The following is a 24,812-nucleotide window of genomic DNA, read 5'->3' on the forward strand; positions in this document are numbered from 1 at the left end:
ATAGTCCCCCGGCCCGTCACAGGTCGTGCCTGTCCCACTGTTCGGGGCGGGGAATCGACCGGGTCGCGCTCGTGCAGGCCAATATGAGCGCGATCAGCGCGCAGGCCACGACCAGCGCCATCATGGTGCGCCATCCGAATCGCTGCAGGAGCCAGCCGACCATGGCCGGCGTCAGGGCACCCGGCACGCCGACCGAGGTCTCGAACGCGGCCGACATCCGCCCCTGCATATCGTCCGGCGTCTTGCCGTAGATGAATCCGAGCTCGCCCGCGTTCAACGCCGGGAACAGCAGGCTGGACACGGTCATGCACGCCACGATCACCGGATAGGAGTCGGTGAACAGCAGCGGGACCATGGCCGCCGAGAACACGGCGAAGGTGGCGATGATCAGCGCACCGGTCGGCACCCGGTCCACCAGTCGACCGGCGATCAGCGATCCGACCAGCGCCGCCAGACCGCTGCCGACGCCGACCGCGCCGATCAGCACGGCGTCGGTGCCGTGCGATGCCAGCATGATCTGCACGCCGATGACGCTGCCGTAGCAGGCGACGTTGGCGACGGCGCCCTGCGCAATGGCGGCGACGACCGTCCTGCACGTCATCGCCCATCGCCATCCTTCGATGAAATGCGCGACGAACGACGCCGGCGCCTCCCCATCGCGATGCCCGCCATGGCCGGAATCGGCCGGCAGACCGACCGCGGTGACGGCGGCGACGCCATAGAGCGCGGCCGAGGTGAGGAAGGGGAACCAGGAGCCGACCGTGTACAGCAGGCCGCCGATCGCGCCGCTCGAAAGCTCGACGCACGCCTCGCGCGCCTCACGCACGGCCTGGGCCTTGGCGAACCGGTCCATCGGCACGATGGATTTGAGGATCGCGTCGTTCGAGGGGCCAAGCAGCCCGTTCATGACGGCGAAGGCCATGACCAGCACGGCGAACAGGCCGATGGTCATCGCCCGGACGCCCAGCAGCGCCGTCGCCGCAAGGGACAGGATCAGGCCGATAACGCCAAGGCCGATCATCATGCGTCTGCGGTCGTGGCGGTCGGTCAGGGTGCCGCCGATCGGCATCAGGACCAGGCCGATCGCCGATTCGATGGTGACGATCAGGCCGGCCGCGAAGGCGGAACCCGACAGCTGCAGCGCGATCAGCGGGATGACGAACGCGCGCAGGTTGACGGCGACCACGTCGCTGGTGTCCGCCGCGAACCAGCGGCGGTATGCCGCGCTGCGCCACAGCGACGTGGACGGGGAGGATGCGGACGGGGACGGGATTCGGTTGGGTGAGGTATCTGAGGTATCCATGATGGACTCGTTTCGTGGTACGGCGCGATCGCCGTGCCGTTCCCTCCCCCGCCGGGCGTATGCCGCGCTTCATTCATGCGCGGTGTGTGGCTCCCCTCTCTGAGGGGAGCCACACACCGTACACGAACGTATGGCACATGGCACCGTGCGGGTACTAGGAGGAAATGGCGGTTTTGGATGATGGCATGACAGCGTGGGCCGCACCGGCCGCATTCCGGCGGCGCGGGGCAAAGGCACGGGCTACGGCGCCAGTGCTAGCTGTATGCGAACGAAACCAAAACCTGATACATGATGAAACCCCTTCGATATGGCCGTTGCTTCGATTGTAGAAGAACGGACCCGCCGACACGCGTGGGGCCGCGCCCGGTCAGGCGAGCGCCGCGACGACCCGCTCCGGCGTCATGCAGTATTCCGGGAAATGTTCGATCAGCTCGGCGGATTCGGAGGCAGAAAAAGGGCCGGTATCTTGACAAAGATACCGGCCCTTGCTTCCCCCGGCTTCACTGACGGCTCCCCGGAGAGGGGAGCCGGAATCACTTCATGAGGTTGCGCAGCACGTACTGGAGGATGCCGCCGTTGCGGTAGTAGTCGGCCTCGCCGGGGGTGTCGATGCGGACCACCGCGTCGAACTCGGTCGTGGAGCCGTCCTCGTGGGTGGCGGTGACGTGGACCGTCTTGGGGGTCACGCCCTCGTTGAGCTTTTCGACGCCGGCGATGTCGTAGGTCTCGGTGCCGTTAAGGCCCAGGGACTCATAGGACTCGCCCGCCGGGAACTGCAGCGGCAGCACGCCCATGCCGATGAGGTTGGAGCGGTGGATGCGCTCGAAGCTTTCGGTGATCACGGCCTTGACGCCGAGCATCACCGTGCCCTTGGCGGCCCAGTCGCGCGAGGAGCCGGTGCCGTACTCCTTGCCGGCGAGCACCACGAGCGGCACCTTGTTGTCGATGTAGTCGCGGGAGGCCTCGAAGATCGTGGTCGGCTTCTTCGCGAGGAAGTCGTAGGTGAAGCCGCCGGGCGTCACCTCCTCGCCCACGGAGGCGAGCAGCTGGTTGCGTAGGCGGATGTTGCCGAAGGTGCCGCGCACCATGATCTCATGGTTGCCTCGGCGCGAGCCGTAGGAGTTGAAGTTCTTCGGCTCCACGCCGCGCTCGGTCAGGTACTTGCCGGCCGGGCTGGAGGCCTTGAACGCGCCGGCCGGGGAGATGTGGTCGGTGGTGACCGAATCGCCCAGCAGGGCCAGCACGCGGGCGCCGTGGATGTCGGAGACCGGCTCGGGCTGCGCCGTCATGCCGTCGAAGAAGGTCTGCTTGCGCACGTAGGTGGACTTGTCGTCCCAGGCGAACAATTCGCCCTCCGGCACGTCGAGGCCCTTCCAGCGGTGGTCGCCGTCGAACACGGAGGCGTAGTCCTTGAGGAACATCTCGCGGCTCACGGTGCCGTCGACCACGGCGGCGACCTCGGCGTTGGTGGGCCAGATGTCCTTGAGGTACACGTCGTTGCCGTCCGCGTCGACGCCGAGCGGCTGGGTCTCGAAGTCGAAGTCCATCGTGCCGGCGAGCGCGTAGGCGATGACCAGCGGCGGGGAGGCCAGGTAGTTCATCTTGACGTCCGGGCTGATGCGGCCTTCGAAGTTACGGTTGCCGGAGAGCACGGCGGTGACGGTCAGGTCGTTGGCGTTGATCGCCTCGGAGATCTCGGGCAGCAGCGGGCCGGAGTTACCGATGCAGGTGGCGCAGCCGAAGCCGACCAGCTGGTAGCCGAGCGCGTCGAGGTCGTCCTGCAGGCCGGCGGCCTTCAGGTAGTCGGCCACGACCTGCGAGCCGGGGGCCAGCGAGGTCTTGACCCAGGGCTTGGGCTTCAGACCCTTGGCGTGCGCGTTGCGGGCGATCAGGCCGGCGGCGATCATCACGGACGGGTTGGATGTGTTGGTGCAGGAGGTGATCGAGGCGATGGCCACGTCGCCGTTCTCGATGTCGAAATCGCCGCGGAAGTCGGTGGACACGGCCACCGGGTCCTTGACGGTCTTCTCGGTCTCGTAGGCGGGGGAGGTCTTCTCGAACATGCCCTTGGCCTCGGACAGCAGGATGCGGTCCTGCGGGCGCTTCGGGCCAGCGATGGACGGCACCACGGTGCCGAGGTCGAGCTCCTCGTACTCGGAGTACTGCGGTTCCACGTAGTCCGGGTCGGAGGCGTCGCCCCACAGCTTGTTGGCCTTGGCATAGGCCTCGACCAACGCGACCTGCTCCTCGGAGCGGCCGGTCAGGCGCAGGTAGTCGAGCGTGACGCCGTCGATCGGGAAGATGCCGCAGGTCGAGCCGAATTCGGGGCCCATATTGCCGATGGTGGCGCGGTTGGCCAGCGGCACGGAGGCGATGCCCTCGCCGTAGAATTCCACGAACTTGCCGACCACGCCGTGCTTGCGCAGCATGTCGGTGATGGTCAGGACCACGTCGGTGGCGGTGACGCCCTCCGGAATGGAGCCGGTGAGCTTGAAGCCGACCACGCGCGGCACGAGCATGGAGATCGGCTGGCCGAGCATGGCGGCCTCGGCCTCGATGCCGCCGACGCCCCAGCCGAGCACGCCGAGGCCGTTTTCGGTGGTGGTGTGCGAGTCGGTGCCCACACAGGAGTCGAGGTAGGCGAGCGTGTTGCCGTTGGCCTCGGCCTTGGTCATGACCACCTTGGCCAGATACTCGATGTTGACCTGGTGGATGATGCCGGTTCCCGGCGGCACCACGCGGAAGTTCTTGAACGCCTGCTGGCCCCAGCGCAGGAACTGGTAGCGTTCGCCGTTGCGCTGGTACTCGATGTCCATGTTCTGCTGGACCGCGTCGGCCACGCCGTACTTGTCGATCTGCACGGAGTGGTCGATGACCATGTCGGACTGGACCTGCGGGTTGATGACCTCCGGGTCGCCGCCGAGGTCCCTGACCGCGTCGCGCATGGTGGCGAGGTCGACGATGCAGGGCACGCCGGTGAAGTCCTGCATGATCACGCGGGACGGGGTGAACTGGATCTCATGGCTGGGCTCGGCGTTCGGATCCCAGTCGAGCAGCGTCCTGACGTGCTCGTCGGTGATGTTGGCACCGTCGATGTTGCGCACCAGATTCTCCACCAGGACCTTCAGCGAATACGGCAGATGGTCGACGCCGGGCAGGTCGGCAATCGAAAAGTAATCGTAATCCTTGCCGTTCACGCTGAGCGTGGACAGCTGGTCGTCGCGTACGGACATGCTTCCTCCGGGCTTTGAGCAGGAGCCGCGTGGCGGCTCGTTTTCCGCTGACAATTATCCGCCGTTTACGATACAGGAACGTTACCCCCGCTCTGGCGTGTCGGATTGTTACGTGAGACAATTCGCGCCACCGCTTCGATGATGATATGGCACAGCACGAAGATCGCGGCCGACAGCAGCAGGGCCACCCCCGTGCCGGCCAGCACCCGCCCGGTGGGCACCTCGAGGGCGAAGAAATTCGCCACGAACGGGATGAACATGCCGATCACGCCGGCCGCCGCGAAGCCGGCGACCAGGATGCCTCGCCACGAGTCGAGCGGCTGCGCCACGCGGGCGAGCACAAGCACGCCGAGCACGAACACGATGATCGCGCAGGTGGCGCGCAGCGAGGCCAGATCGCCGTCCCGCTCGACGTTCCACCCCATGATGCCGGGCAGCGCCCACGAGGCGATCAGCACCGACAGGGCGATGCCCATGCCGCCGGGCAGCGCGAAGCGCACGACGCGCTTGAGGAATCCCGGGATGTAGCGGCGCGTGTTCGGCGCCAGGGCGAGGATGAACGCCGGCGCGCCGATCGTCAGCCCGCCGATGTACGTGATGTGGCGGGGCAGGTACGGGAACGGGATGGCGGTGAGGACCACGCCGAGCGAGATCAGCGCGGAATACACGGTCTTGACCAGGAACAGGCTGGCGACGCGTTCCATGTTCGCCATGACCTGGCGGCCCCGCGCCACGACGTCGGGCAGATGGCTGAACTTCGAGTCGACGAGCACGACCTGCGCCACGGCCTTGGTGGCCGGCGCCGCGTTGCCCATCGCGATGCCGAGGTCGGCCTCCTTGATGGCGAGCGCGTCGTTGACGCCGTCGCCGGTCATCGCCACGACGTGGTCGGTGGCGTGCAACGCCTGCACGATGGCCTTCTTCTGGTCGGGCAGCACGCGGCCGAGCACGTCGACGTCCTTGAGCACCCGGGCGAGCTCGGCGGTGTTCTTCGGCAGCGTACGCGCGTCCCTGGCGACCGGCTCGCGCTCGCCGGTCAGACGCACCTTGGCCGCGATCGCGCCGACCGTGACCGGGTTGTCGCCCGAGATGATACGGCAGCGCACGCCCTGCTCGCGGAACCAGGCGAGCGTGCGCTCGGCATCGTCGCGGATGTGTTCGGAGCACAGCACGAGCGCGATCGGCGTCGAGGCCGGGTCGAACGCCGGCTCGTCGGCGAAGCCGGACGGATCGGCCGGCGCACCGGGCCGGTGAGCGACGAGCAGCACGCGCTCGCCCTGATTCGCGTAGGCGTTGACCTGGTCGAGCACGGCCGTGTGGTCGCCGTCGAGCGCCGAGATGATGACTTCGGGCGCGCCCATCGTCCACACGCCCTCGGCGGTGACGATCGCGCTCCATTTGCGGGCCGAGGAGAACGGCACGCGCGCCGCGACCGGACCGGGCGCGTAGCCCTGGGCGTTCAATGCGGCGAGCACGGCCGTGCCGGTGCCGTTGGGCTGCTCCTCGTTGGACAGATCATACAGGGCTTGCGTCGCGGCGCGTTCGTCGCCGGCGGCGGACGCATCCTGCCGTCCCGCCGCCCCGGGCTCATCCAGCATGACGATCCGATCGAACGCGATGCCGCCATCGGTCACGGTGCCGGTCTTGTCGAGGTTCAGGCAGTCGACGCGGGCGAGCGTCTCGACCGATTCGAGCTCCTGCACGAGCGTGTTCTTGCGGGCCAGCCGCATCGCCGCGATCGCGAAGTTGAGCGAGGTGAGCAGCACGAGGCCCTCGGGGATCATGCCGACCACGCCGGCCACGGCGGAGACGACCGCCGAACGCCATTCACCGGTCGCGATCGCCTCGGACCAACCGCCGACCGTGTGGATCTGCGAGACGATGAGCAGCACGCACAGCGGCACGACGAGGAACGTCATGAACTTGAGGATCGTGTTGATGCCCTTGTTGAGATCGGAGACGGTCTTCTTGTAGACCTTGGCCTGCGCGGTGAGCCTGGCCGCGTAGCCGTGCTCGCCGACCGCGCTCACCCGGGCCAGCGCCAGCCCCGAGACGGCCGTCGATCCCGAGTACACCGGGTCGCCCACGTCCTTGCGCACCGTGCGCGACTCGCCGGTGAGCATCGACTCGTCGAGTTCGAGCCCGTACGTCTCGAGCACCTCGGCGTCGGCGGGCACCTGATCGCCCGAGCGGATCCACAGCAGGTCGTCGAGCACGATGCCGTCGTGCGATACCTCGACGTCGGCGCCGTCGCGGCGCACCATGTAGTTCGCGGCGACGAGGATCGACAGCTTGTCGAGCGTGCGCTTGGCCCGAAGCTCGGTGACGATGCCGATGCCGGTGTTGAGCAGGATGACCAGGCCGAAGACCGCGTCCTTCCATGATCCGGTGATCAGCACGAGCACCATCGCGGCGAGGATGATGCCGTTGAACAGCGTGAACACGTTGGCACGCACGATATCGGCGACCGATCGTGAGGTGGAGGTCTTGACCGTGTTGGCACGGCCGTCCTCAAGACGGGCGGCGACATCGGCGGCCGTCAGACCGGTATGGGACGTGTCGGGAAAGGAAAGACTCATGATACCAGCCTACCCGCATCCGGCGTCCGGAACACTCATTCTCAGGGTTGAATCAGGGTGTTCCCAGAGTGCTTCCACCGACACTGGATGCGCCATTCCATCTACGCAATGCTAGCGTCTCAGGACTCCGGAACGACGGGAACGCTCAGCTGGCGAAACACGGTCACTTTTTGACCTTTAACTCATAACCCACTATCGTATTCTATGAATTCCCCCAATGGGCCTCTCCGGACGGTCTTCGACTCAGCCGTGATGCACTGGGGGTTCTCTTTTTTTGAGTGGGTTAAGGGTCGGAAAGTGTGGGTTAAGTAAAGAAACGTGGGTCTTATTCGGACGTGTCGTTGGTTAGTGTGATCGTCCGGCCCAGCCTGTTCTGATGCCGACCCCGCTTTCGTAGGCGTCGACGTCGGTGGAGAGCTGCTGTACGCAGTCTTTGTTCCATACAACTGGATTACCACCAACACCATGGACATGAACTGAATCTTCCAAGCGACTCCGATACGAAGCGCCATGAGATCCATGTCATAGCCGTTCAGGAAGGTGATGCAGATACATGTCAATGGCATCAACGCTGTTTTCCAACGTACTCATGCAAACCGACAACGGCTGCGCGTAGATCTCCGGATAATCAATCTCATCCTGTTCCGGATGGACGGGGAAGGCCAGCCGTTCGACGTCCAAATCGAAGCGGGCGTCGACACCGGGCTTGTTGCCCCTAGCATCCAGTCTATGCCAGGCGTCCTTCCAATGGATCGCGTTCAAGGCGTGGATGCAGTAGCCGCTTCCCGGAGTGGTCCCCAGCATGAGACGCTGGTAGCAGAAGCCCGTCGGTATATGCCGGACGCGAAGCAGCGCCGCCAACAAGTTCGATTTCGCGTAGCAGATACCTGTCCGGTATCGCAGACATTCCGTAGCAGTCACCGTCACTCGGCGGGACTGGATATCCCATGAATGAGGCACCTCATCGCGCACATACTCAAAGGCTCGCTGCATGTACGCCAACAGGTCGGTCGCGTCTGCGGACAGTGTGGCGGACAGCTCACGAATCGAGGCATCCGAATAATCCACGTAGGGATTCTCCTCGAGATACGTATCCAAGGATGACTCCAGCTGCCGCAACACCGTCATCGTGATTCTCCCTCTGAGCATCGTGTAAAACCATGATACCTTCTGCCCCGAAAAGCCCTCCGAGATTTGTGGGACATGCCCACGGCCTATTTTGCCCCTTCCGGAAGACAGGACTCGCGTAAAACGGCCATGTTCCAATCGACGGCTGGCGGCTGGAGCCATGTCGTCCCCGATTGCGTGTCCCACAAATCGCAGGTCGCGCCAATGTGCGGCTGGGACACAGCTCAGTGCAGCGTGGAGACCATCAGATTGCGCTCGTGCGGCCGGTCGTCGATGATCGTCATCAGCGCCTGATCGAGCGGGACCGATGTCGCCGCGCGGTCGTTGACGGTCAGCGTGGCCGCGTACAGCGATTCGTCGGCCGGCGGGGCCACCGGGGCCAGCAGCGCGACCGGGAAGCCGGCCGAGCGCGCCGCGTGCAGCGCCTGATCCCATGCATCGGCGTTCGCCTCGGTCACGTCGATCCCGCTGATCACGATGATCGAGGCACGACGCTCGATCAGATCGGCAACGCCTTGGCACGCGGCCGCAGTCGGGTCGTCCGTGTCCGTGGTCGCCACATAGACGGCGGACAGGTCGGCCGCGTCGAGCTGGTCGAGCGCCATCCGGTCGAGGTCGGGGCTGGTCGAGCCGATCAGCCCGACCGTCACGTCGGAGCGGATCTCGCCGATGTGCGCAACCTTGGGTTCCGTCTCGTGCGTATCCCCCACGGCCTTGCCGGCCGGCTCGCATGCGGACAGGGACAGGCATGCGGCCACGACCAGCGCGGCGGCCGGCAGACGGCGATGACGATGCTTCATACCATCCGATTGTAGCGGCTCGCGGCCCGGTTCGTCCGATGCGAACGAGCCGGGCCGCGCCCTTCGCGAGGACACGGCCCGGCTCACTCATCCCATCCGGCGTCTCAGACGCGACGGAACAGCGCGACGGTCTCGACGTGGTGGGTCATCGGATAGATGTCGAATGCGCGCACGGCGGCCAGATCGTAGCCGAGCTCGCGCAGCGTTCCGGCGTCGCGACCCAGACTGGCCGGGTCGCATGCGATGTAGATCACCGATTTCGGCCCGGCGGCCGCGATCTGGCGGCACACCTTGGCGCGGGCGCCCGCGCGCGGCGGATCGAGCACCACCAGATCGGGATGCGCCAGATGCGCCGGCACATGGGCGAGCGTCTTCGCCACGTCGCCGCAGCGCGCGTCGACGTCGGTCAGATTGCGGTGGCGCAGGTTGCGCTGCGCGTTCTTGACCGCGGTGCGGCCGCCCTCGACGCTGAGCATGCGGGTGCGCGGCGCGGCAAGCGTGGCCAGAGGCAACGTGAACAGGCCGGAGCCCGAATACAGGTCCCAGATGCAGACCGATGCGGCGCCATCCAGCTCGCGGCGGGCCAGATCGATCACATGGCCGGCGAGTTCGATCGGGGCCTGGCGGTGCACCTGCCAGAAACCGTTCGCGTCGACCTCGTACTCGAATGCGGCGCCGGCGATGGCGGCGCGCTCGATGAGGCGCCTGCTGCCGGCGCGCAGCTCGCCGTCGACCAGGACGGCGTAGTTGTCGCCGATGGACGCGCCGCCACGCGGTTCGGGCACGGACAGGCGGATCTGCGAGCCGGGCTCGAAGCCGCCGTCCCAGACGCGTTCGGCATCGGCCACGGACAGCAGCGCTTCGGAGGCGAGCGGCATCGTGTCCAGCGGCACGCGGGTGTGCGAGCCGCGCCGGCGCATCGACGGCCTGCCGTCGTCGTCGGCGATCATCTCGATGCGGGTGCGCCAGTGGAATCCGCCGAGGTCCTCGTCGCCGAGGACGCGCGTCACCGGCACGGCACGTTCGACGTGGCCGAGGCGGCTGAGCTGCTCGGAGACGGTGACCGCCTTCCACCGGAGCTGGCCGTCGAGGCTGACATGCACGAGGTCGGCGCCGCCGACGCCGCCGCCCATGGCGAGCGGGCCGGCGAGCGGCCAGGCCGGATCGACGCGGTCGGGGCTCGCCTCGAGCACCTCCACCGTCTCGCCGGTCCAGAACCGGTCGTCGCGGTCATGCGGCTCGTCGAGGGCGATGCGCAGCAGCTCGCCGGGCAGGGCGAATCGCACGAACACGACGCGCCCATCGATGTGACCGACGCAGCGGCCCTGATCGGCGTATCGTTCGATGCGGACGGTGGCTTCCATGGGTGTTGATGTCCTTTCGGGAAAACTGGTCGTCAGTCGTTCGTGTCCTTGGCCGCGGCGGCCGCGGCCTTGTGGCGGTGCATCGGCGTGGCGATGATGAGGTAGGACACCCAGATGGCCAGCGCCCAGAACGGGATGCCCATCAGCAGCCGGGTTACGCCGAGCGCGGCCACATGATTGGTCAGATAGAGCGGCACCTGCACAATAAGACGCAGCAGGAACAGGCCGACCCACAGACCGGTGACGATCATGTAGGCGCGCTTCAAAGCCTTGTCATCCATCCAATCGCGGAACCACGCTTTGAAATGCTCAGTGGGCAGACTGCGGATGAACTCGACGACCAAGCCGAGACCGGGCACTCGCGCAATCAGTGAGATGGCGAGCAACGCGGCATAACCCGCATTGGTGATAAAGCCGAAAATGTAATAGTTGCGGGCTTCGTGGGTTTGCCATGCCCAGATCAGGCAGATGCCGACCGCTATCAAGCCGGAAACCGCACCCATCACCGACTGGCGTTGAATCAGTCGCACGATCACCTGCAATACCGCCAGTACCGCCGAAACCGCGATGGTGAGGTTCAGGTTGCTCGTGGCTACGAACAGTACGACGAATACCACGCCGGGCAGCATGGATTCGATGACGCCGCGAGGGCCGCCAATGGCATCGATGACGGAGAAATCCTCGCCATCATCGCCGGCGTCGGCCAGCGCGGATAGGCCAGTGCGTTTGTTGTCTGCCAAGTCTTTTCCTCTTTTGCGTGGGCATCCCCCGCTCCCGCTGGCGGGAGCTGTCAGCGAAGCTGACCGAGGGTGGTCACCATCTCGGCTGGACCACCCTCAGCCTCACTCCGTTCGACAGCTCAGCCAGCGGGCGCACGACATGGAATCAGCGGACTTCGGAGAACATCGGGCCGCGGGAGAGCGTGGTCTTCACCTCGGTCTGCTGGTCGGAGTCGAACGGGCCGGTCGGCTTGTCCGGGATGTCCTTGAGGTGCTCCTTGCCTTCCGCTTCGGCCGCGGCCTTGGCGGCCTTGCGCTCGGCGGGGGCGACGGGCGGGTGCATCGGGATGAGGTCGCGAGGGGCCAGCGGCTCCTCGCCGCGCTCCACGACGATGTCGGCGAAGAACTTGTTCAGCGCCACGGTCTCCTGGTCGGCGGCGTCGGTCGCGGCCTTGCCGGAGAAGATGCCGCGCAGCATCCAGCGCGGGCCGTCCACGCCGACGATGCGGGTGTTCACGGTCTTGCCGCCCTTGATGCTGACCGGCAGCTTCACCTCGGTGCCGAACACGCCGGACTCCTCCCTGGCGTTGGCGTTCGCCTTGAGCAAGTCGGCGCGCACGTCGTCCCACAGGCCAAGGGTCTTCGGCGCGGCGAACGCCTCGATCTCCAGGCTCGACGATCCGTAGGTGATCGTGGTGCCGAGCACCTGCTGCGTGGCGCGGCTGGCCTTGACGCGCAGCTGGATGCCCATCAGGAACGGCAGGTAGTAGGCGCCGAGATCGAGATAGTCGTCATAGTCGGGCACGTCCTCGTCGTTGACGTCCCACGGGCCGTACTCCTCGCCGCGCCCCTCGTACGCGGCGACGGCCTCGGTCGGGTAGGCGGGCTCGGCGGAGGCTTCGGCGCCCTCGGACGCGGTCTCGGCGGTCTGATCAGCGACGTCCTCGTCCCGATGCTTCTTCTTGCCGAATCCAAACAGTCCCATGATGTTTCCTCGTTTCGTATGCGGTTGCAACCTCGACTAGCGTAGCACCCCGCCTTGTAATTGACTGGTAACCGGCCCGCGCGGAACGGCCGTGGCGGCGCTCACACGTCGTAGGTGACGGTGAGCGGGGCGTGGTCGGACCAGCGGGCGTCGTAGGTCGGGGCCTTGTCGATGACGAAGCCGCGCGCGGTCTCGGCGAGCTCCGGGGTGGCGAACTGGTAGTCGAGCCGCCAGCCGACGTTGTTGTCGAAGGCGCGTCCGCGCTGGCTCCACCAGGTGTAGGGCCCCTGGATGTCGCCGGCGAGCATGCGCGTCACGTCGACGAACTCGTACTCCCCCAGCCACCGGTCGACGTAGGCGCGCTCGGCCGGCAGGAATCCGGAATGCTTGACGTTGGCCTTGGCGTTCTTGATGTCGAGCGGCGTGTGCGCGATATTGAAGTCGCCGCACAGCACGGCCTGGTCGCCGCCGGCGGCCGCCCGGTCGCGCAGCTCGCCGAGGCGCGACAGCATCGCGTCGAGGAAACGGTATTTCTGCGCCATCTTCGTCTCGTCGTCGGCGTCGCCGGAGTGCACGTACACGCACGCGACGGTGATCCGGTAGCCCTGCGGCGTGGTCACGTCGGTTTCGATCCACCGCCCGGAGTCCACGTCGTCGTCGAGTCCGGGAAGGCCGTAGCGCCGCTCGGCGACGGGCAGGTCGGACAGCAGGGCGACCCCGGCGCGGCCCTTGATGCGGCACACCTCGTTCGCCGCATGCAGCCCGTCCCGATCCGCGACGCGGCCGGCGGAGACGTAGGCGCCGGCCAGCGCGTCGATGATCGGGTCGAGTTCCGCCTGCGGCGCGCGGACCTCCTGCATGCACCAGACATCGGGAGCATTGGCTTCGGCCCACGCTTCGATCCCCTTGCGCCTGGCCGCGCGGATGCCGTTGACGTTGGACGTGGTGATGGTGATGGTCATGGCTCCATCCTACACAGGGCGCGCGGACCGCCCGGATACGACGTTGGGCCCCTTCCGGGAGGGAAGGGGCCCAACGGGACAGATGACGACCGCGCGGATGCACGGCCTATACCGCGGGATCAGTCGAGACCGAGCTGAAGCTTGCCGCCGGGGATCGCGTCGAGCAGATCCTGGGTGTACTTCATCTTCGGGTGGTCGAACACCTCATCGGTGGTGGCGTGCTCGACCAGCTTGCCATGCTGCATCACCACGACCTCGTCGGCGATCTGGCGCACGACGGCCAGATCGTGGGTGATGAACAGGTAGCTCAGGCCCTTTTCGGCCTGCAGGTCGTTGAGCAGACGCAGCACCTGGTCCTGCACGAGCACGTCGAGCGCGGACACGGCCTCGTCGCACACGATCACATCCGGGTTCAGGGCCATGGCTCGCGCGATGGCGATGCGCTGGCGCTGGCCGCCGGACAGCTCGTTCGGGTAGCGGCTCATCACGGACTCGGGCATCTCGACCATGTCGAGCAGCTCGCGCACGCGCTTCTCGCGGCTCTTCGCATCGCCGATCTTATGGATGCGCAGCGGCTCCTCGATCGAGCGGAAGATCGAGTACATCGGGTCAAGCGAGCCGTAGGGGTTCTGGAACACCGGCTGCACGTGGCGGCGGAAGTCCAGCAGCTCCTTGCCCTTGAAGCCGGAGATGTCCTTGCCCTCGTAGGTCACGGTGCCGTCCGTGGGCTCGAGGAGCTTCAGGACCATGTTCGCCACGGTGGACTTGCCCGAGCCGGACTCGCCCACGATGGCGGTGGTGGTGCCGCGCTTGACCGAGAACGACACATCGTCGACGGCCTTGAACATCTCCTTCTTGCGCGGCAGCTTGAACTCCTTGGTCAGGTGGTCCACGACGATGATGTTCTCGCTCTTCTCGATCGCGGCCTCGCCCTTGACGTGGTGCTCCATGAGCGCCGTCGCGTCCTCGCCATGCTCCTTGGCGGAGATGATGCGCTGGGAGGCCAGCGAGGGGGCCGCGGACACGAGCCGCTTGGTGTAGGGGTGCTGCGGGTGCTGGAGCACCTCGAGCGACGGGCCGGATTCGACGACCTGGCCCTTGTACATCACGACGATGTGCTGGGCGCGCTCGGCGGCCAGGCCCAGATCGTGGGTGATGAACAGCACGGCGGTGCCCAGCGAGTCGGTGAGCATGTGCAGGTGGTCGAGGATCTTCTTCTGCACAGTCACGTCGAGCGCTGAGGTCGGCTCGTCGGCGATGAGCAGGTCGGGGCGGCAGGCCAGGCCGATGGCGATCAGCGCGCGCTGGCGCATGCCGCCGGAGAACTCGTGCGGGAACTGGCGGGCGCGGGTCGCCGCGTCGGGCAGGCCGGCCTCGGACAGCAGGCCCGCGATGCGGTCATCCAGCGTGGAGCCGGTGACGTGCTTCTTGGCGATCTCCCAGGCCTTGTCGTCGTTCACGCCGGCCTTGATGAGGTCGTCGGCGACGCGCCAGCGGGTCTCGGAACCGGGGACCCACTCGTCCTTGAAGCGTTCCATGGCCTTGTCGGCCTTCTCGCCGCTCACGCCGGCCCCGGCGAGGGCGGCCTTGGCGGCGTCGAGCAGCGCCGGCAGCTCGGCCGAGCCGATGAAGGTCTCGTCCTCGTTGCCCTTGACGGCGACCTCGTCGCCGGCCAGCGCCTTGGCGAGGGCGGAGCGCTTCTCGTGGGCGACGTCCATGCCGTTGGCCTTGAGCGCCTCCTTGACCTGCGTGCCGATGCGGTACACCGGGTTCAGGTTGCTCATCGGGTCCTGCGGTACAAGGCCCATCTTGGTGCCGCGCAGCTTGTCGTACTCCTTGGGCTTGAGGCCGGCGATCTCCTGGCCGTCGAGCTTGATGGAGCCGGAGACCACATGGCCGGTGCCGGGCAGCAGGCCGAGCACGGCCATGGCGGAGGTGGACTTGCCCGAACCGGACTCGCCCACGATGGCCACCCACTGGCCCGGGTAGACGCTGAAGGAGGCGTCGCGCACGGCGTGCACGGCGCGCTTGTCGTCGGTGGTGAAGTCGATGGCGAGGTTCTTCACCTCGAGCAGCGGACCGTTGGCCTTCTGCATCTCGACGAGCTTCTCGTTGGTATTCATGTTCTTAGTCATGTCACTCATCCTTCAGGTCAGGCCGTGCGGCTCTTCGGATCAAGCGCGTCCTTGACGGCGTCGCCCATCATGATGAAGCTCAGCACGGTCAGGGCCAGTGCCACGGACGGGTAGAACAGCACCATCGGGTTGGTCATCAGGTTGGTCTGTGCCTGGGAGATGTCGCCGCCCCAGCTCACGGTGGTCGTCGGCAGGCCGATGCCGAGGAAGCTCAGCGTGGCCTCGGACACGATGTAGGAGCCGAGCGACGTGGTGCCGATCACGATGATCGGGGCCATCGCGTTGGGGATGATGTGGCGGAACAGGTTGCGCATCGGCGTGGAGCCGAGGGCAGTCGACGCCGTGTTGAACTCGAGGTTCTTGGCCTCCATGACCGAGCCTCGGGCGATACGCGCGGTGGAGACCCAGCCGAACAGGGCCAGCACGAGCACGACCTTCCAGATGGAGCTGTTGGTGCGGAACATCTGCAGCACGACGATGGCGCCGAGCAGGAACGGGATCGCGTAGAAGATATCGATCAGTCGGCTCAGCAGCGCGTCGACCCAGCCGCCGAAGAAGCCGGCGACCGCGCCGATCAGCGTGCCGACGCACACCACGATCAGAGTGCTCAGGATGCCGACGGACAGCGAGGTGCGCGTGCCGTACACGGTGCGCGCGAACACGTCGCAGCCCTGGAAGTCGTAGCCGAACGGATGGCCGGCCTCCGGGTCGCCCAGGGAGTTGTCGAGGTTGCAGTAGTTCGGGTCGATCTTGGTGAACAGGCCCGGGAAGAGCGCCACGATCAGGATGAAGATGATCATGATGCCCGAGATGATGAACAGCGGGTTCTTGCGCAGCGTGCGCCACGCGTCGGCCCACATGCTCGTGGCCGGGGCGGATTCGTCGACCTTGTCGACGTCCTGCAGCGGGGTCTCGTCGATCGGGGCGACGTAGCGCTCCTGTCCGGGCAGCACCTCGTCGGAGGGGAATGTGGTCTTTTCGTCAGTCATTGGATTCCACCCTCCCTATCAGGCGTAACGGATACGCGGGTCAAGCGCCGCGTACAGCAGGTCGACGATCAGGTTGCAGATCACGAAGATGAGCAGCAGCAGGGTGACGATGGACACCACAAGGTTGCCCTCGCCCTTGAGGATGCTCTGGTACGTGAGGAAGCCGACGCCGTGGATGTTGAAGATCTGCTCGGAGATCATCGCGCCGCCCATCAGGGCGCCCAGGTCCTGGCCGAGGTAGGTGACGACGGGGATCAGCGAGTTGCGCAGCACGTGGCGCAGCATCACGGAGCCGTTGCTCATGCCCTTGGCGCGCGCGGTGCGCACGTAGTCCTCGGCGATGTTCGAGGAGATCTCGGAACGGGACAGGCGGATGATGTACGCCATCGATCCGGAGCCGAGCACCATGGCCGGGAACAGCAGATCGTAGAAGCCGGGGTCGGAGCCGGCGGTCACCGGGATGATGCTCCACTGCACGCCGAGGAAATACTGGCCGGCGAAACCGGTGACGAAGGTCGGCACGGAGATGAGCAGCAGGGATACGATCAGGATGACCGTGTCGTACCACTTGCCCTTCTTCAGACCGGAGATGACTCCGAAGATGACGCCGAAGATGGCCTCGAAGCAGAACGCCATGATGCCGAGGCGGATGGTCACCGGGAACGCGCGGGCGATTTCGCTGATGACCGGCTGCCCGGCGAAGGTGTTGCCGAAGTTCAGCGTGAACGCGTTCTTCAGGAACAGCAGGTACTGGACGATGAATGGCTTGTCGAGGTTGTATTCGGCGCGGATCTGGGCGGCGACGGCTTCATTGACCGGCTTGTCACCGAACATCGCCTTGACCGGATCGCCCGGCAGCGCGAAGACGAGTGCATAGACCAGCAGTGTCGCACCGAGAACCACGGGAATCATCTGCAGAATACGTCGCAGAAGATATTTGCCCATCGGTTTCTCCTTATTCTTATGGACCGGCCGCATCAAAAATAAGGCGCGCCATGGGCGCGCAACATGCTGTCCGATCGCTAAGTACCCCGTAAGTCTACCCCATAGGTCGGTCGTAATGTTTCGTGATGATGACGTGAAGATGACAATACGGCGATTTTCCGCGGTTTATCGGGGTCCATCAGGCACCACGATCCGGACGCCAGCGGGGGCCGGCACTCGCCGACGGCACGCACGGGCGCATCGCGCCGCACGGGGATGGCGGCGGAGACGACATGCGGCAGTTCATATCACTGCTTCGTTGAGTGATTCTGGCTCCCCTCGCTGAGGGGAGCCAGAATCACCATGTCGCAGACCACTGGCGCAACGCAGACATGACAAAGGCGGGGGACGAATCGTTCGTCCCCCGCCTTTGTCATGTCGTGCCGCCGGCGTGCGGTCACCGGGCCGTCAATCGGCCGTATGCCCGCCCGCCGGAGCTTCGGTCACCGTTGCGGTCACTTGGACAGCGTCAGGTTCTCGTAGATCGGCACGTTCTGCCAGTTCATCTCGAAGCCCTGGACGTCCAGCGAGGTCACGGCCACGGCGTTGCTGTAGTACAGCGGGATGGCCGGCAGGTCGTTGAGCAGGATCTCCTGCGCCTGCTGGTACAGCTTGTTGGCGTCGTCGGTGGACTGCGCGGCGTAGGCCTTGGTCATCAGGTCGTCGAACTTGGGGTTCTTGTAGTCGCCGTCGTTCGAGCCGTTGCCGTCGGCGGCGGCCGAGTCGTACAGCTGGAACAGGTAGTTCTCAGCCGACGGGTAGTCGGGCTGCCAGCCGGTGCGGAACGCGCCCTTGATCTGGCGCTCGGAAACGGCGTTGCGGAACTCCTGGAAGGTCGGCATCGGGTTGGTGGCCACGTCGATGCCCAGGTTGTTCTTGAGCTGGTTGACGATGGCGTCGTAGATCGGCTTGGCGCCGCCGTCCGCGTTGTACGCGAAGGTCAGCTGGCCGTCGTACTTGGAGATGGCGTCGGCCTTGGCCCACAGTTCCTTGGCCTTGGCGGCGTTGAACTTCAGGTTCTCGACGCCCTTGAGGGAGTCGGAGTAGCCCGGGGTCAGCGGGGAGGTGAAGTCGACGGCCGGGGTGCCGATGCCGTTGAGCACCTTGTCAGTGAGCTGCTCGCGGTTGATGGCCATGGAGATGGCCTGGCGGCGCAGCACGCCTTCCTCGGTGGTCACGTCGAAGTGCTCGAGGTTCGCCGGGATGGTGAAGGTCTGGGAGACGGAGCCGGCCTTGTTGTAGGCCTGGACCTTCTTGTTCGGCTCGAAGGTCTTGGTGGCGGAGGCCGGGACCGAGCCCATCACGTTGAGGTTGCCGGACTGCACGTCGGCGTACTGGGCGTCATCCTCGGTGTAGATCTTGAAGGTGATGCCGTCGTTCTTCGGGGTGCGGTTGCCCTTGTAGTCGTCGTTCTTGACGAGCTTGATTTCCTTGTTGTGGTCCCAGGACTCGACCTTGTACGGGCCGTTGCTCACCGGCTTCTCGCCGAACGCCTTGGTGTCCTTGTAGAAGGATTCCGGCAGCGGGGAGAACGCCGAGTAGCCGACCTTGATCGGGAAGGTGGCGTCGGGCTGGTTCATGTCCACAGTGAAGGTGGAGTCGTCGACGACCTTGAGGCCCTCGAGCTGCTCGTCGCCCTTGAGGCTGTCGGCCTTCTGCAGCGCGTCGAAGCCCTTGATGGTCGAGAAGAAGGAGGAGCCCTTCTGCGCGTTCTTCGCGTTGGCCACGTAGCTCCACGCCTTGGTGAAGGATTCGGAGGTCACCGGGGTGCCGTCGGTGAACTTCCAGCCGCTCTTGAGCTTGATGGTGTACTGGGTGGCGTTCTCGTTCGGGGTGATGGACTCGGCGACCTCGTTCTTCGCGTTGCCCTTGTCATCGAAGGACACCAGGCGAGAGAAGACCAGATCGATGACCACGCCGCCGGCGGTCTCGTTGGTGTTGCCCGGAACCAGCGGGTTCTGCGGCTCGGAATCGCCGGCCGTGATGATCATCTTGCCGTCGCTGGCAGCGTTGTTGGAGGCGTTGTTGGACGCGCCGCAGCCGCTCAGCATCATGACGACCGCGGAGGCGGCGGCCACGAGAGCCAAAGCTTGCTTCTTCATGAAGTTCTCCTATTCTGAACTACTGGCCGGGGCGCAGCACCCCGGCATCACGCAAAAGGGGCTGGCCTGCCCGTGTTCACGATCAGACGCCAACCCCTTTGCCGATTGGTTTCTATTGTTACCCGAGTTTTCGACATCGCCTAATCGACCGCCCATGCCGCGAAATGGCTCGGCCGATCGGGCTCCCGGCCCGGGAAGGACCCGTCTTTTGCCTGAAACGCCAAGCAATTCCCAGCGTTCTTTCATTCGACGGCGCTATAGTTGTGTGTTTTTTCTCGTTGCGGCGAAAGCACCGATCGTGTTACGCGCATGTTAATTCTCGTGGTCAGGCGCGGGGAAAGGCCTGGGCGTACCGCGACTTGAGCTGCTCGATGGAGACGTGGGTGTACCGCTGCGTGGTTTTCAGCGAGGAGTGGCCCAGCATCTCCTGCACTTCGCGCAGGTCGGCTCCCCCGTCGAGCATGTGGGTCGCCGCGCTGTGCCGCAGGGCGTGGGGCCCGATATCGGGCACGCCGGCCTCGCGGGCCCGGGCGTGCACCACCTCGCGCACCACGCGCTGGTCGATCCGCCCGCCGCGTGCGCCGAGGAACAGCGCCCTGCCCGCACGGGCGGGCTGGCCGTTGCCCCCTTGATCGCCGGACGGAGCCCCGTTCCTCCGGCGCCGCGCCGCATCCGCTATGACCGGGCGGCCTTCGGCGATCCAGGTCTCCAGCGCGCGCATCGCGGGCTCCCCGAAGGGCACCACCCGCTGCTTGTTGCCCTTGCCGGTGACTTTCACCGTGCGGTTGTCGGCGTACACGTCATCGAGGTCCAGCCCGACCAGTTCGGCCACGCGCATGCCGGTCGCGTACAGCAGTTCGAGCATGGCCGTGTCGCGCAGCGTGATCGCCGCGGCGGTGTCGTCGCCTCGTGCGCCCTTTGCCGCGCTTTCCGCACGCTTCGGATCGGAGCCGGCCTCATCCGGACGGTCCGATCGGGATCGCCCGGCGGGCCCGCCCGGCGCATCGGACTCCACGTCCATCAGCTGTTCGGCCTGCGCTTCGGTCAGCACGGTCGGCAGGGCGTCGGGGATCTTCGGCGTGAGCAGCACCGCCGCCGGGTCCTCCGGCACGCGGCCGTGCTCGTGGGCCCATGCGAAGAACACACGCACGGCGACCACCTTGCGCGCCATGCTCGAACGGGCGTGCGTGCGCGAGTCGCGGGCCATCCAGCCGCGCAGATCATCGGTGGTGATCGCGCCGATCAAGGGGATTCCTCTCAGGGCGAGCAGGTGCAGGCACTCCTCCACGTCGGACCGGTACGCCTTGATCGTGTTGCCGCTCAGCCCGCGGTTGGCCTTGAGGTACGTGAGGAAGTCGTCGAGTTCCTGTCCGAAATCCATCATCGCTCCCCCATCACGGCCGTTTGGTATTAGCATGATAATACCTGCGAGGCAAAGGAGTCGTCATGGCCATCCCCAATGAGATCCCGGCGCATGCGCGCGTCGTCGTACGCGTGTCGGAAGGCGTCGATCCCGTCGATCATCGTATGAAATACCGCGACTATATCGGTCATGTCACCTCATGGGACGGGTATCGCCTCGAAATGACCCGCGATGCGGCGGCGAACGGATCGCGCCCCGAGCAGCGCGTCAGCATCGACGCCGACACCATCATCACGTTGAAGCCCATACCCGAGCGGCACCGTACGCGCCCCTGAGGCGGAATCCTCCGCGCTCCTTCGTAGCGCCGTGCGACCTCGTGCCGTGGATGCCCTGCGGCCATGCATCCACGGCGAGGCATCCTCTCCACGGCATAGCGGCGCTTCCATGGCGCGGCAATACTCCCACCGCGTGGTAATGCCCCCACGGCGTGGTAATGCCCCCACGGCGCGGTGAGTGTTCCATCGCACCCCCACCCACCACGCGGCAATACTCCCACCGCGTGGTAATACTTCCACCACGCGGCAACGGAAAACGGCGGAATACCGCGGATACCACAAATCAGCCAACCACGCCGTGGAACACTCACCGCGCGGTGGAACATTTACCGCGCCGTGGGAACACCGCTACGCGGTAAAGACACAACAACACCATGGAAGCATCCCCACATCCATACTTCTGCAGCAAGAAATCCACCGCGCGGAAATGCTTCCAACCTCCACCGAGCATCCACGCCTCCACCACGCAGTAGCTCTTCCACCACGCGGTAAAACACCCACCGCGAAGGAAGGAAAACAGCGGAATAACGCGGATACCAAAAACCACCAACCACGCCGTGGAAGCATTACCGCGTCGTGGAAGCGTCACTGCGCGGTGGAACACTCACCGCGCAGTGGAAGCATTACCGCGCGGTGCCCGCTACGCTACGGCTGAGCGCAGCTGCACGCGTATGGTCGCATGCCCGGCGTGATCCTCGGCAAAAGCCGTGATATGTTCGCCGCGCCTGGCCGACGCGATCAGATCATCCTGCCAGTGCATGGGGTCGATGCGTAGTTCGCGTTCGGCGTAGCGGTTGCTGTCGCCCGAGGCGGCGTTATCGGGCGGCATCGCGCGCTGCGCCATCTTATAGTCGCGGAACGGCTGTCCTTCGGCGAAGAAGCGGGTCAGCGCGGTTCCGTCGCCATCGCGCAGCATGTCCGCGGCGGCATTGAGCCGACCAGCCATCCGGCGCAGCAGATCCTCGACATTCGCCGCATCCTCCTCGACCATGGCGCGCGTGCGGTCCGGATCGGTCAGCGCCACGCGGGTCATATCCCGCCAACTGCCGGCCGCGAGTGCCGCGGCGATGTTGCGGTCCGGATCGTCGGTCAGCTCATTGATCATCGCCGTGGCCACGACATGCGGCATGTGCGAGATCAGCGCGGCGGCCCGGTCATGCGTACCGTCATCCAGCACGATCATCCGGTTGCCGGCGCCGGCGGTGATCATCCGAGCCACTGCGGCGAACCGCGGGTATTCGGTGTCGCCGCGCACGGTGACGGCCCACAGGGCGTCGTCGTACAGCGCCGGATCGGCGGACCGCCATCCGGACAGCTCGTTGCCGGCCATCGGGTGCGCGCCGACGTAGCACTCCCCCAGTCCGGCCGCCTCCACCTGACTGCGTACCATGCCCTTGACGCTGCCGACGTCGGTGAGCGTGGTGGCTTGGCGGTCGATCGCCGGAGCCAGGGCGGCAAGCACCTCAGGCATGGCCCTCAGCGGATTGCACAGGACCAGCACGTCGGGCCTGTCCTGCGCCAGGTCGCGCAGGTCGGGCACGCAGCGGATACCGTCCGCGGTCGCCTGCGCGTATGGATGGTCGCGGTGATTCCACGCGGTGACGTTCACGCCACGACTGACCAGCCGACGGGCCAGGGAACCGCCGATCAGTCCCAGACCGACGATGCCGACGGATGTAGGCGTTGATGGGGGCGTGCGATCTACCACAGCAGCTCCTTTCGCACGGTGCCGTCGTCCTGCCAGTTCGCCGGCATGCCCGACGCGTCGAAATGGACGCCGCCGTTGGGCAGCATCCACGCGTCGACCGGCGGATTCGGCCGCTCGCGGCGCGGGTAGACGGCGAGGGTCTTCACCCAGTCGCCGTGCCCGGCCACCTCGGCGAGCGCGTCGCGGCAATGCCGTTGCCATGGCGCGGCGTCGAACGTGGCGATGAAGCTGTAGGTGCCGTCGTGACCCTTGATCGGGCGCGAGATGAAGCTGGTCATATTGAGCCCGGCGTCGCGCAACACATCGAGCAGGTTGGCCAGCACGCCCGGACCGGTGTTCAGCGGGATGAACGCGATAATCGACTCGTATTCGTCATCGTCCACGCGCCCGCCGTCAGCCGTGGCGCGCTCCGTACGGGCCGCGGCTTGGGGAATCAGCTCGGAGACCTCGTCGCGGGGCGCGATGACCACGAATTCGGTGTGGGCGCCCGGATAGTCCTCCACGGCGGCGCCGACGCGGGTCAGACCGTACAACTCGCCGCAGATGCCCGGCCCAAGAGCCACCTGGCCCTCAATCAGATCACGGCAGGCGGCGCCGTTCGAGGAGGACGGCACCTCGCGCAACCGATGGTCGGCCGTGAAGCGGCGGCACTGCGCCAGTCCGTGCGGATGCGCGGTGACCTGCGTGCAGGCGGCGAGGGCCTTGTCGATGGATTCCTGATCGGATGAGGCTCCCTGCGGCAGTCTGATGAACGCGTCGAAGGAGACGTCCACGCCGACGCGCGCGAACCCGACGGCGTTATCCGCGTCAATCAGCGCGTCCAGATTCGGCACGACATAGCCTTCGATGTTGTTCTCCCAGGCGATGATGCCCCAGTCGCCGTTCTCATGCACCGCGTGCAGGATGGCCGGCACGTCGTGCTCGGCGGCGAGCGCGACGCCGCCGGCCAGCGGGTTCAGGAAATCGGCGGCTTCGAGCGCGGCCTGATGGGTGAACGTGCCTTCGGGGCCAAGGTAGTGCAGCGTGCGCATAGGGTCACCGAGCTTCCTGATCGTGGGCGCGATCGATGTTCCGGCCACGCGCCGACTGCAGTGCGCCGGCAGCGTCGCCGGCGTCTTCCGCCTGCGGCGCTTGCTCCGGGTCCTGCGTCGAAGTCTCGGGCGCATCGGCCTTCTCGGCCGGGACCTCCGGCTTCGCCGGATCCGCGGATTCGGCGCCCGCAGCCGAGGCCGACCGGTCCGGGGCGGCCTTGCGCGGGGCCATCGAGAACCAGCGTGGCGGCATAAGCAGGAACGCGATCTGCACGAGGACGATGCCATACAGCCAGATGTAGCCGGCGTGCTGGCTGAAATACGGCATGTCGACCTTGAATCCCGCGACGATCAGCGCATCACCGTCATTGGCGGCGCCGGCCGCGATCCACCAAGCCATGCCCGAACTGGCGATCAGGTGCCAGGCCACGCCGCTCACGCCGCAGCGCGAACGCGCGCACCATGTCGACAGGCCAAGAATCACGAATGCAAGCACCAGACCATAGGGGATGTTCGCCGATGCGCCCATCCGATGGGCCAGCGTGCCGATCAGGCCGACCGCGGCGCCGGCCGTGATGGTGACGAGCACGCGGGCGACCGGATTGAGCCGGTGCGACCAGGGCAGGGAGTCCTTGTAATCCGAAGTCATGGGTATCAGTATAAGTATCCGGTGCCGCATATCGGCGCATGAGTCCGCCTCGCCGACGAATTCGCCATGGTTTTCCGCCATGCGGCCATGATTCCGCCGCACGGTGTTCCTTCCACGCCGCGGCATGGGATCCCCGCGCGGGAATGCTCCCAGCCTCCCCGCGCAGAAATGCTCCCACGACGCGGTAACCCTTCCACCACGCGGTAAAACACCCACCGCGAAGAAAGGAAAACGGCGGAATACCGCGGATGCCACAAAACCGCCAACCACGCCGTGGAACGTTTACCGCGCCGTGGAAACATCACCACGCCGTGGAACGTTTACCGCGCCGTGGAAACATCACCACGCCGTGGAGACACAACACGCTATGCAAGCATCCACCGCGCATCCATATCTCCACGACGCGGCAAAGATCCCACGGCGCGGTATAAGGAAATGGCGGA

17 protein-coding genes and 1 pseudogene are annotated in these 24,812 nt (G+C 66.0%); 1 reads left to right on the forward strand and 17 read right to left on the reverse strand.

Going from position 1 to position 24,812, the window contains the following annotated elements:
• Nucleotides 1–16: 16 nt before the first annotated feature.
• From BBSC_RS13355 to BBSC_RS08580, 14 genes are all read right to left on the reverse strand, one after another.
• Entirely contained in the window at nucleotides 17–1,303 is a 1,287-nt protein-coding gene (locus BBSC_RS13355) for an MFS transporter (RefSeq protein ID WP_081893012.1), read from the reverse strand.
• Between the two features lie 533 nt (nucleotides 1,304–1,836).
• Nucleotides 1,837–4,536, reverse strand: coding sequence for an aconitate hydratase AcnA (gene acnA, locus BBSC_RS08520; protein WP_033519254.1), 2,700 nt, complete (start codon nucleotides 4,534–4,536; stop codon nucleotides 1,837–1,839).
• A gap of 65 nt (nucleotides 4,537–4,601) precedes the next feature.
• Nucleotides 4,602–7,115, reverse strand: a complete 2,514-nt coding sequence (locus BBSC_RS08525; protein ID WP_033519255.1) for an HAD-IC family P-type ATPase — start codon at nucleotides 7,113–7,115, stop codon at nucleotides 4,602–4,604.
• A gap of 522 nt (nucleotides 7,116–7,637) precedes the next feature.
• Nucleotides 7,638–8,243, reverse strand: coding sequence for a transglutaminase-like domain-containing protein (locus BBSC_RS08530; RefSeq protein ID WP_046726177.1), 606 nt, complete (start codon nucleotides 8,241–8,243; stop codon nucleotides 7,638–7,640).
• A gap of 224 nt (nucleotides 8,244–8,467) precedes the next feature.
• Nucleotides 8,468–9,043, reverse strand: a complete 576-nt coding sequence (locus tag BBSC_RS08535; RefSeq protein WP_046726174.1) for a hypothetical protein — start codon at nucleotides 9,041–9,043, stop codon at nucleotides 8,468–8,470.
• Nucleotides 9,044–9,147: 104 nt separating this feature from the next.
• Nucleotides 9,148–10,407, reverse strand: coding sequence for a class I SAM-dependent RNA methyltransferase (locus tag BBSC_RS08540; RefSeq protein ID WP_033519256.1), 1,260 nt, complete (start codon nucleotides 10,405–10,407; stop codon nucleotides 9,148–9,150).
• A 32-nt stretch (nucleotides 10,408–10,439) separates the two neighbouring features.
• On the reverse strand, nucleotides 10,440–11,147 hold the full coding sequence (locus tag BBSC_RS08545; RefSeq protein ID WP_033519257.1) for a DUF3159 domain-containing protein: 708 nt from the start codon (nucleotides 11,145–11,147) through the stop codon (nucleotides 10,440–10,442).
• A 145-nt stretch (nucleotides 11,148–11,292) separates the two neighbouring features.
• Nucleotides 11,293–12,111 (reverse strand): DUF3710 domain-containing protein, encoded by an 819-nt coding sequence (locus BBSC_RS08550; RefSeq protein ID WP_033519258.1) that lies wholly within the window; start codon nucleotides 12,109–12,111, stop codon nucleotides 11,293–11,295.
• Between the two features lie 101 nt (nucleotides 12,112–12,212).
• The gene (locus BBSC_RS08555; RefSeq protein ID WP_033519259.1) at nucleotides 12,213–13,073 is read right to left on the reverse strand and encodes an exodeoxyribonuclease III; all 861 of its coding nucleotides are present in this window, start codon (nucleotides 13,071–13,073) and stop codon (nucleotides 12,213–12,215) included.
• A 119-nt stretch (nucleotides 13,074–13,192) separates the two neighbouring features.
• Nucleotides 13,193–15,208, reverse strand: coding sequence for a dipeptide ABC transporter ATP-binding protein (locus BBSC_RS08560; RefSeq protein WP_033519260.1), 2,016 nt, complete (start codon nucleotides 15,206–15,208; stop codon nucleotides 13,193–13,195).
• Between the two features lie 17 nt (nucleotides 15,209–15,225).
• Nucleotides 15,226–16,197 (reverse strand): ABC transporter permease, encoded by a 972-nt coding sequence (locus BBSC_RS08565; RefSeq protein WP_033519261.1) that lies wholly within the window; start codon nucleotides 16,195–16,197, stop codon nucleotides 15,226–15,228.
• 18 nt (nucleotides 16,198–16,215) lie between these two features.
• Nucleotides 16,216–17,142 (reverse strand): ABC transporter permease, encoded by a 927-nt coding sequence (locus BBSC_RS08570; protein ID WP_033519262.1) that lies wholly within the window; start codon nucleotides 17,140–17,142, stop codon nucleotides 16,216–16,218.
• A 494-nt stretch (nucleotides 17,143–17,636) separates the two neighbouring features.
• Nucleotides 17,637–19,283, reverse strand: a complete 1,647-nt coding sequence (locus tag BBSC_RS08575; RefSeq protein ID WP_033519263.1) for a peptide ABC transporter substrate-binding protein — start codon at nucleotides 19,281–19,283, stop codon at nucleotides 17,637–17,639.
• A gap of 325 nt (nucleotides 19,284–19,608) precedes the next feature.
• On the reverse strand, nucleotides 19,609–20,667 hold the full coding sequence (locus BBSC_RS08580; RefSeq protein WP_374042840.1) for a tyrosine recombinase XerC: 1,059 nt from the start codon (nucleotides 20,665–20,667) through the stop codon (nucleotides 19,609–19,611).
• A 62-nt stretch (nucleotides 20,668–20,729) separates the two neighbouring features.
• Here BBSC_RS08580 and BBSC_RS08585 point away from each other — a divergent pair, with 62 nt between their 5' ends.
• Nucleotides 20,730–20,981, forward strand: coding sequence for a DUF6725 family protein (locus tag BBSC_RS08585; RefSeq protein WP_033519264.1), 252 nt, complete (start codon nucleotides 20,730–20,732; stop codon nucleotides 20,979–20,981).
• Nucleotides 20,982–21,621: 640 nt separating this feature from the next.
• Here the strand turns inward: BBSC_RS08585 and BBSC_RS08590 are convergent.
• The 3 genes and pseudogenes from BBSC_RS08590 to BBSC_RS13360 form a co-directional block, all read right to left on the reverse strand.
• Entirely contained in the window at nucleotides 21,622–22,689 is a 1,068-nt protein-coding gene (locus tag BBSC_RS08590) for a prephenate dehydrogenase (RefSeq protein ID WP_046726173.1), read from the reverse strand.
• Entirely contained in the window at nucleotides 22,683–23,720 is a 1,038-nt protein-coding gene (locus tag BBSC_RS08595; RefSeq protein ID WP_033519265.1) for a prephenate dehydratase domain-containing protein, read from the reverse strand. Before BBSC_RS08595 ends, BBSC_RS08590 begins: the two co-directional genes overlap by 7 nt.
• A gap of 235 nt (nucleotides 23,721–23,955) precedes the next feature.
• Nucleotides 23,956–24,369, reverse strand: a pseudogene (locus BBSC_RS13360) (alcohol dehydrogenase); the annotation flags it as partial.
• Nucleotides 24,370–24,812: the final 443 nt, after the last annotated feature.

Source organism: Bifidobacterium scardovii JCM 12489 = DSM 13734 (assembly GCF_001042635.1).
GTDB classification, from domain to species: Bacteria; Actinomycetota; Actinomycetes; order Actinomycetales; family Bifidobacteriaceae; genus Bifidobacterium; species Bifidobacterium scardovii.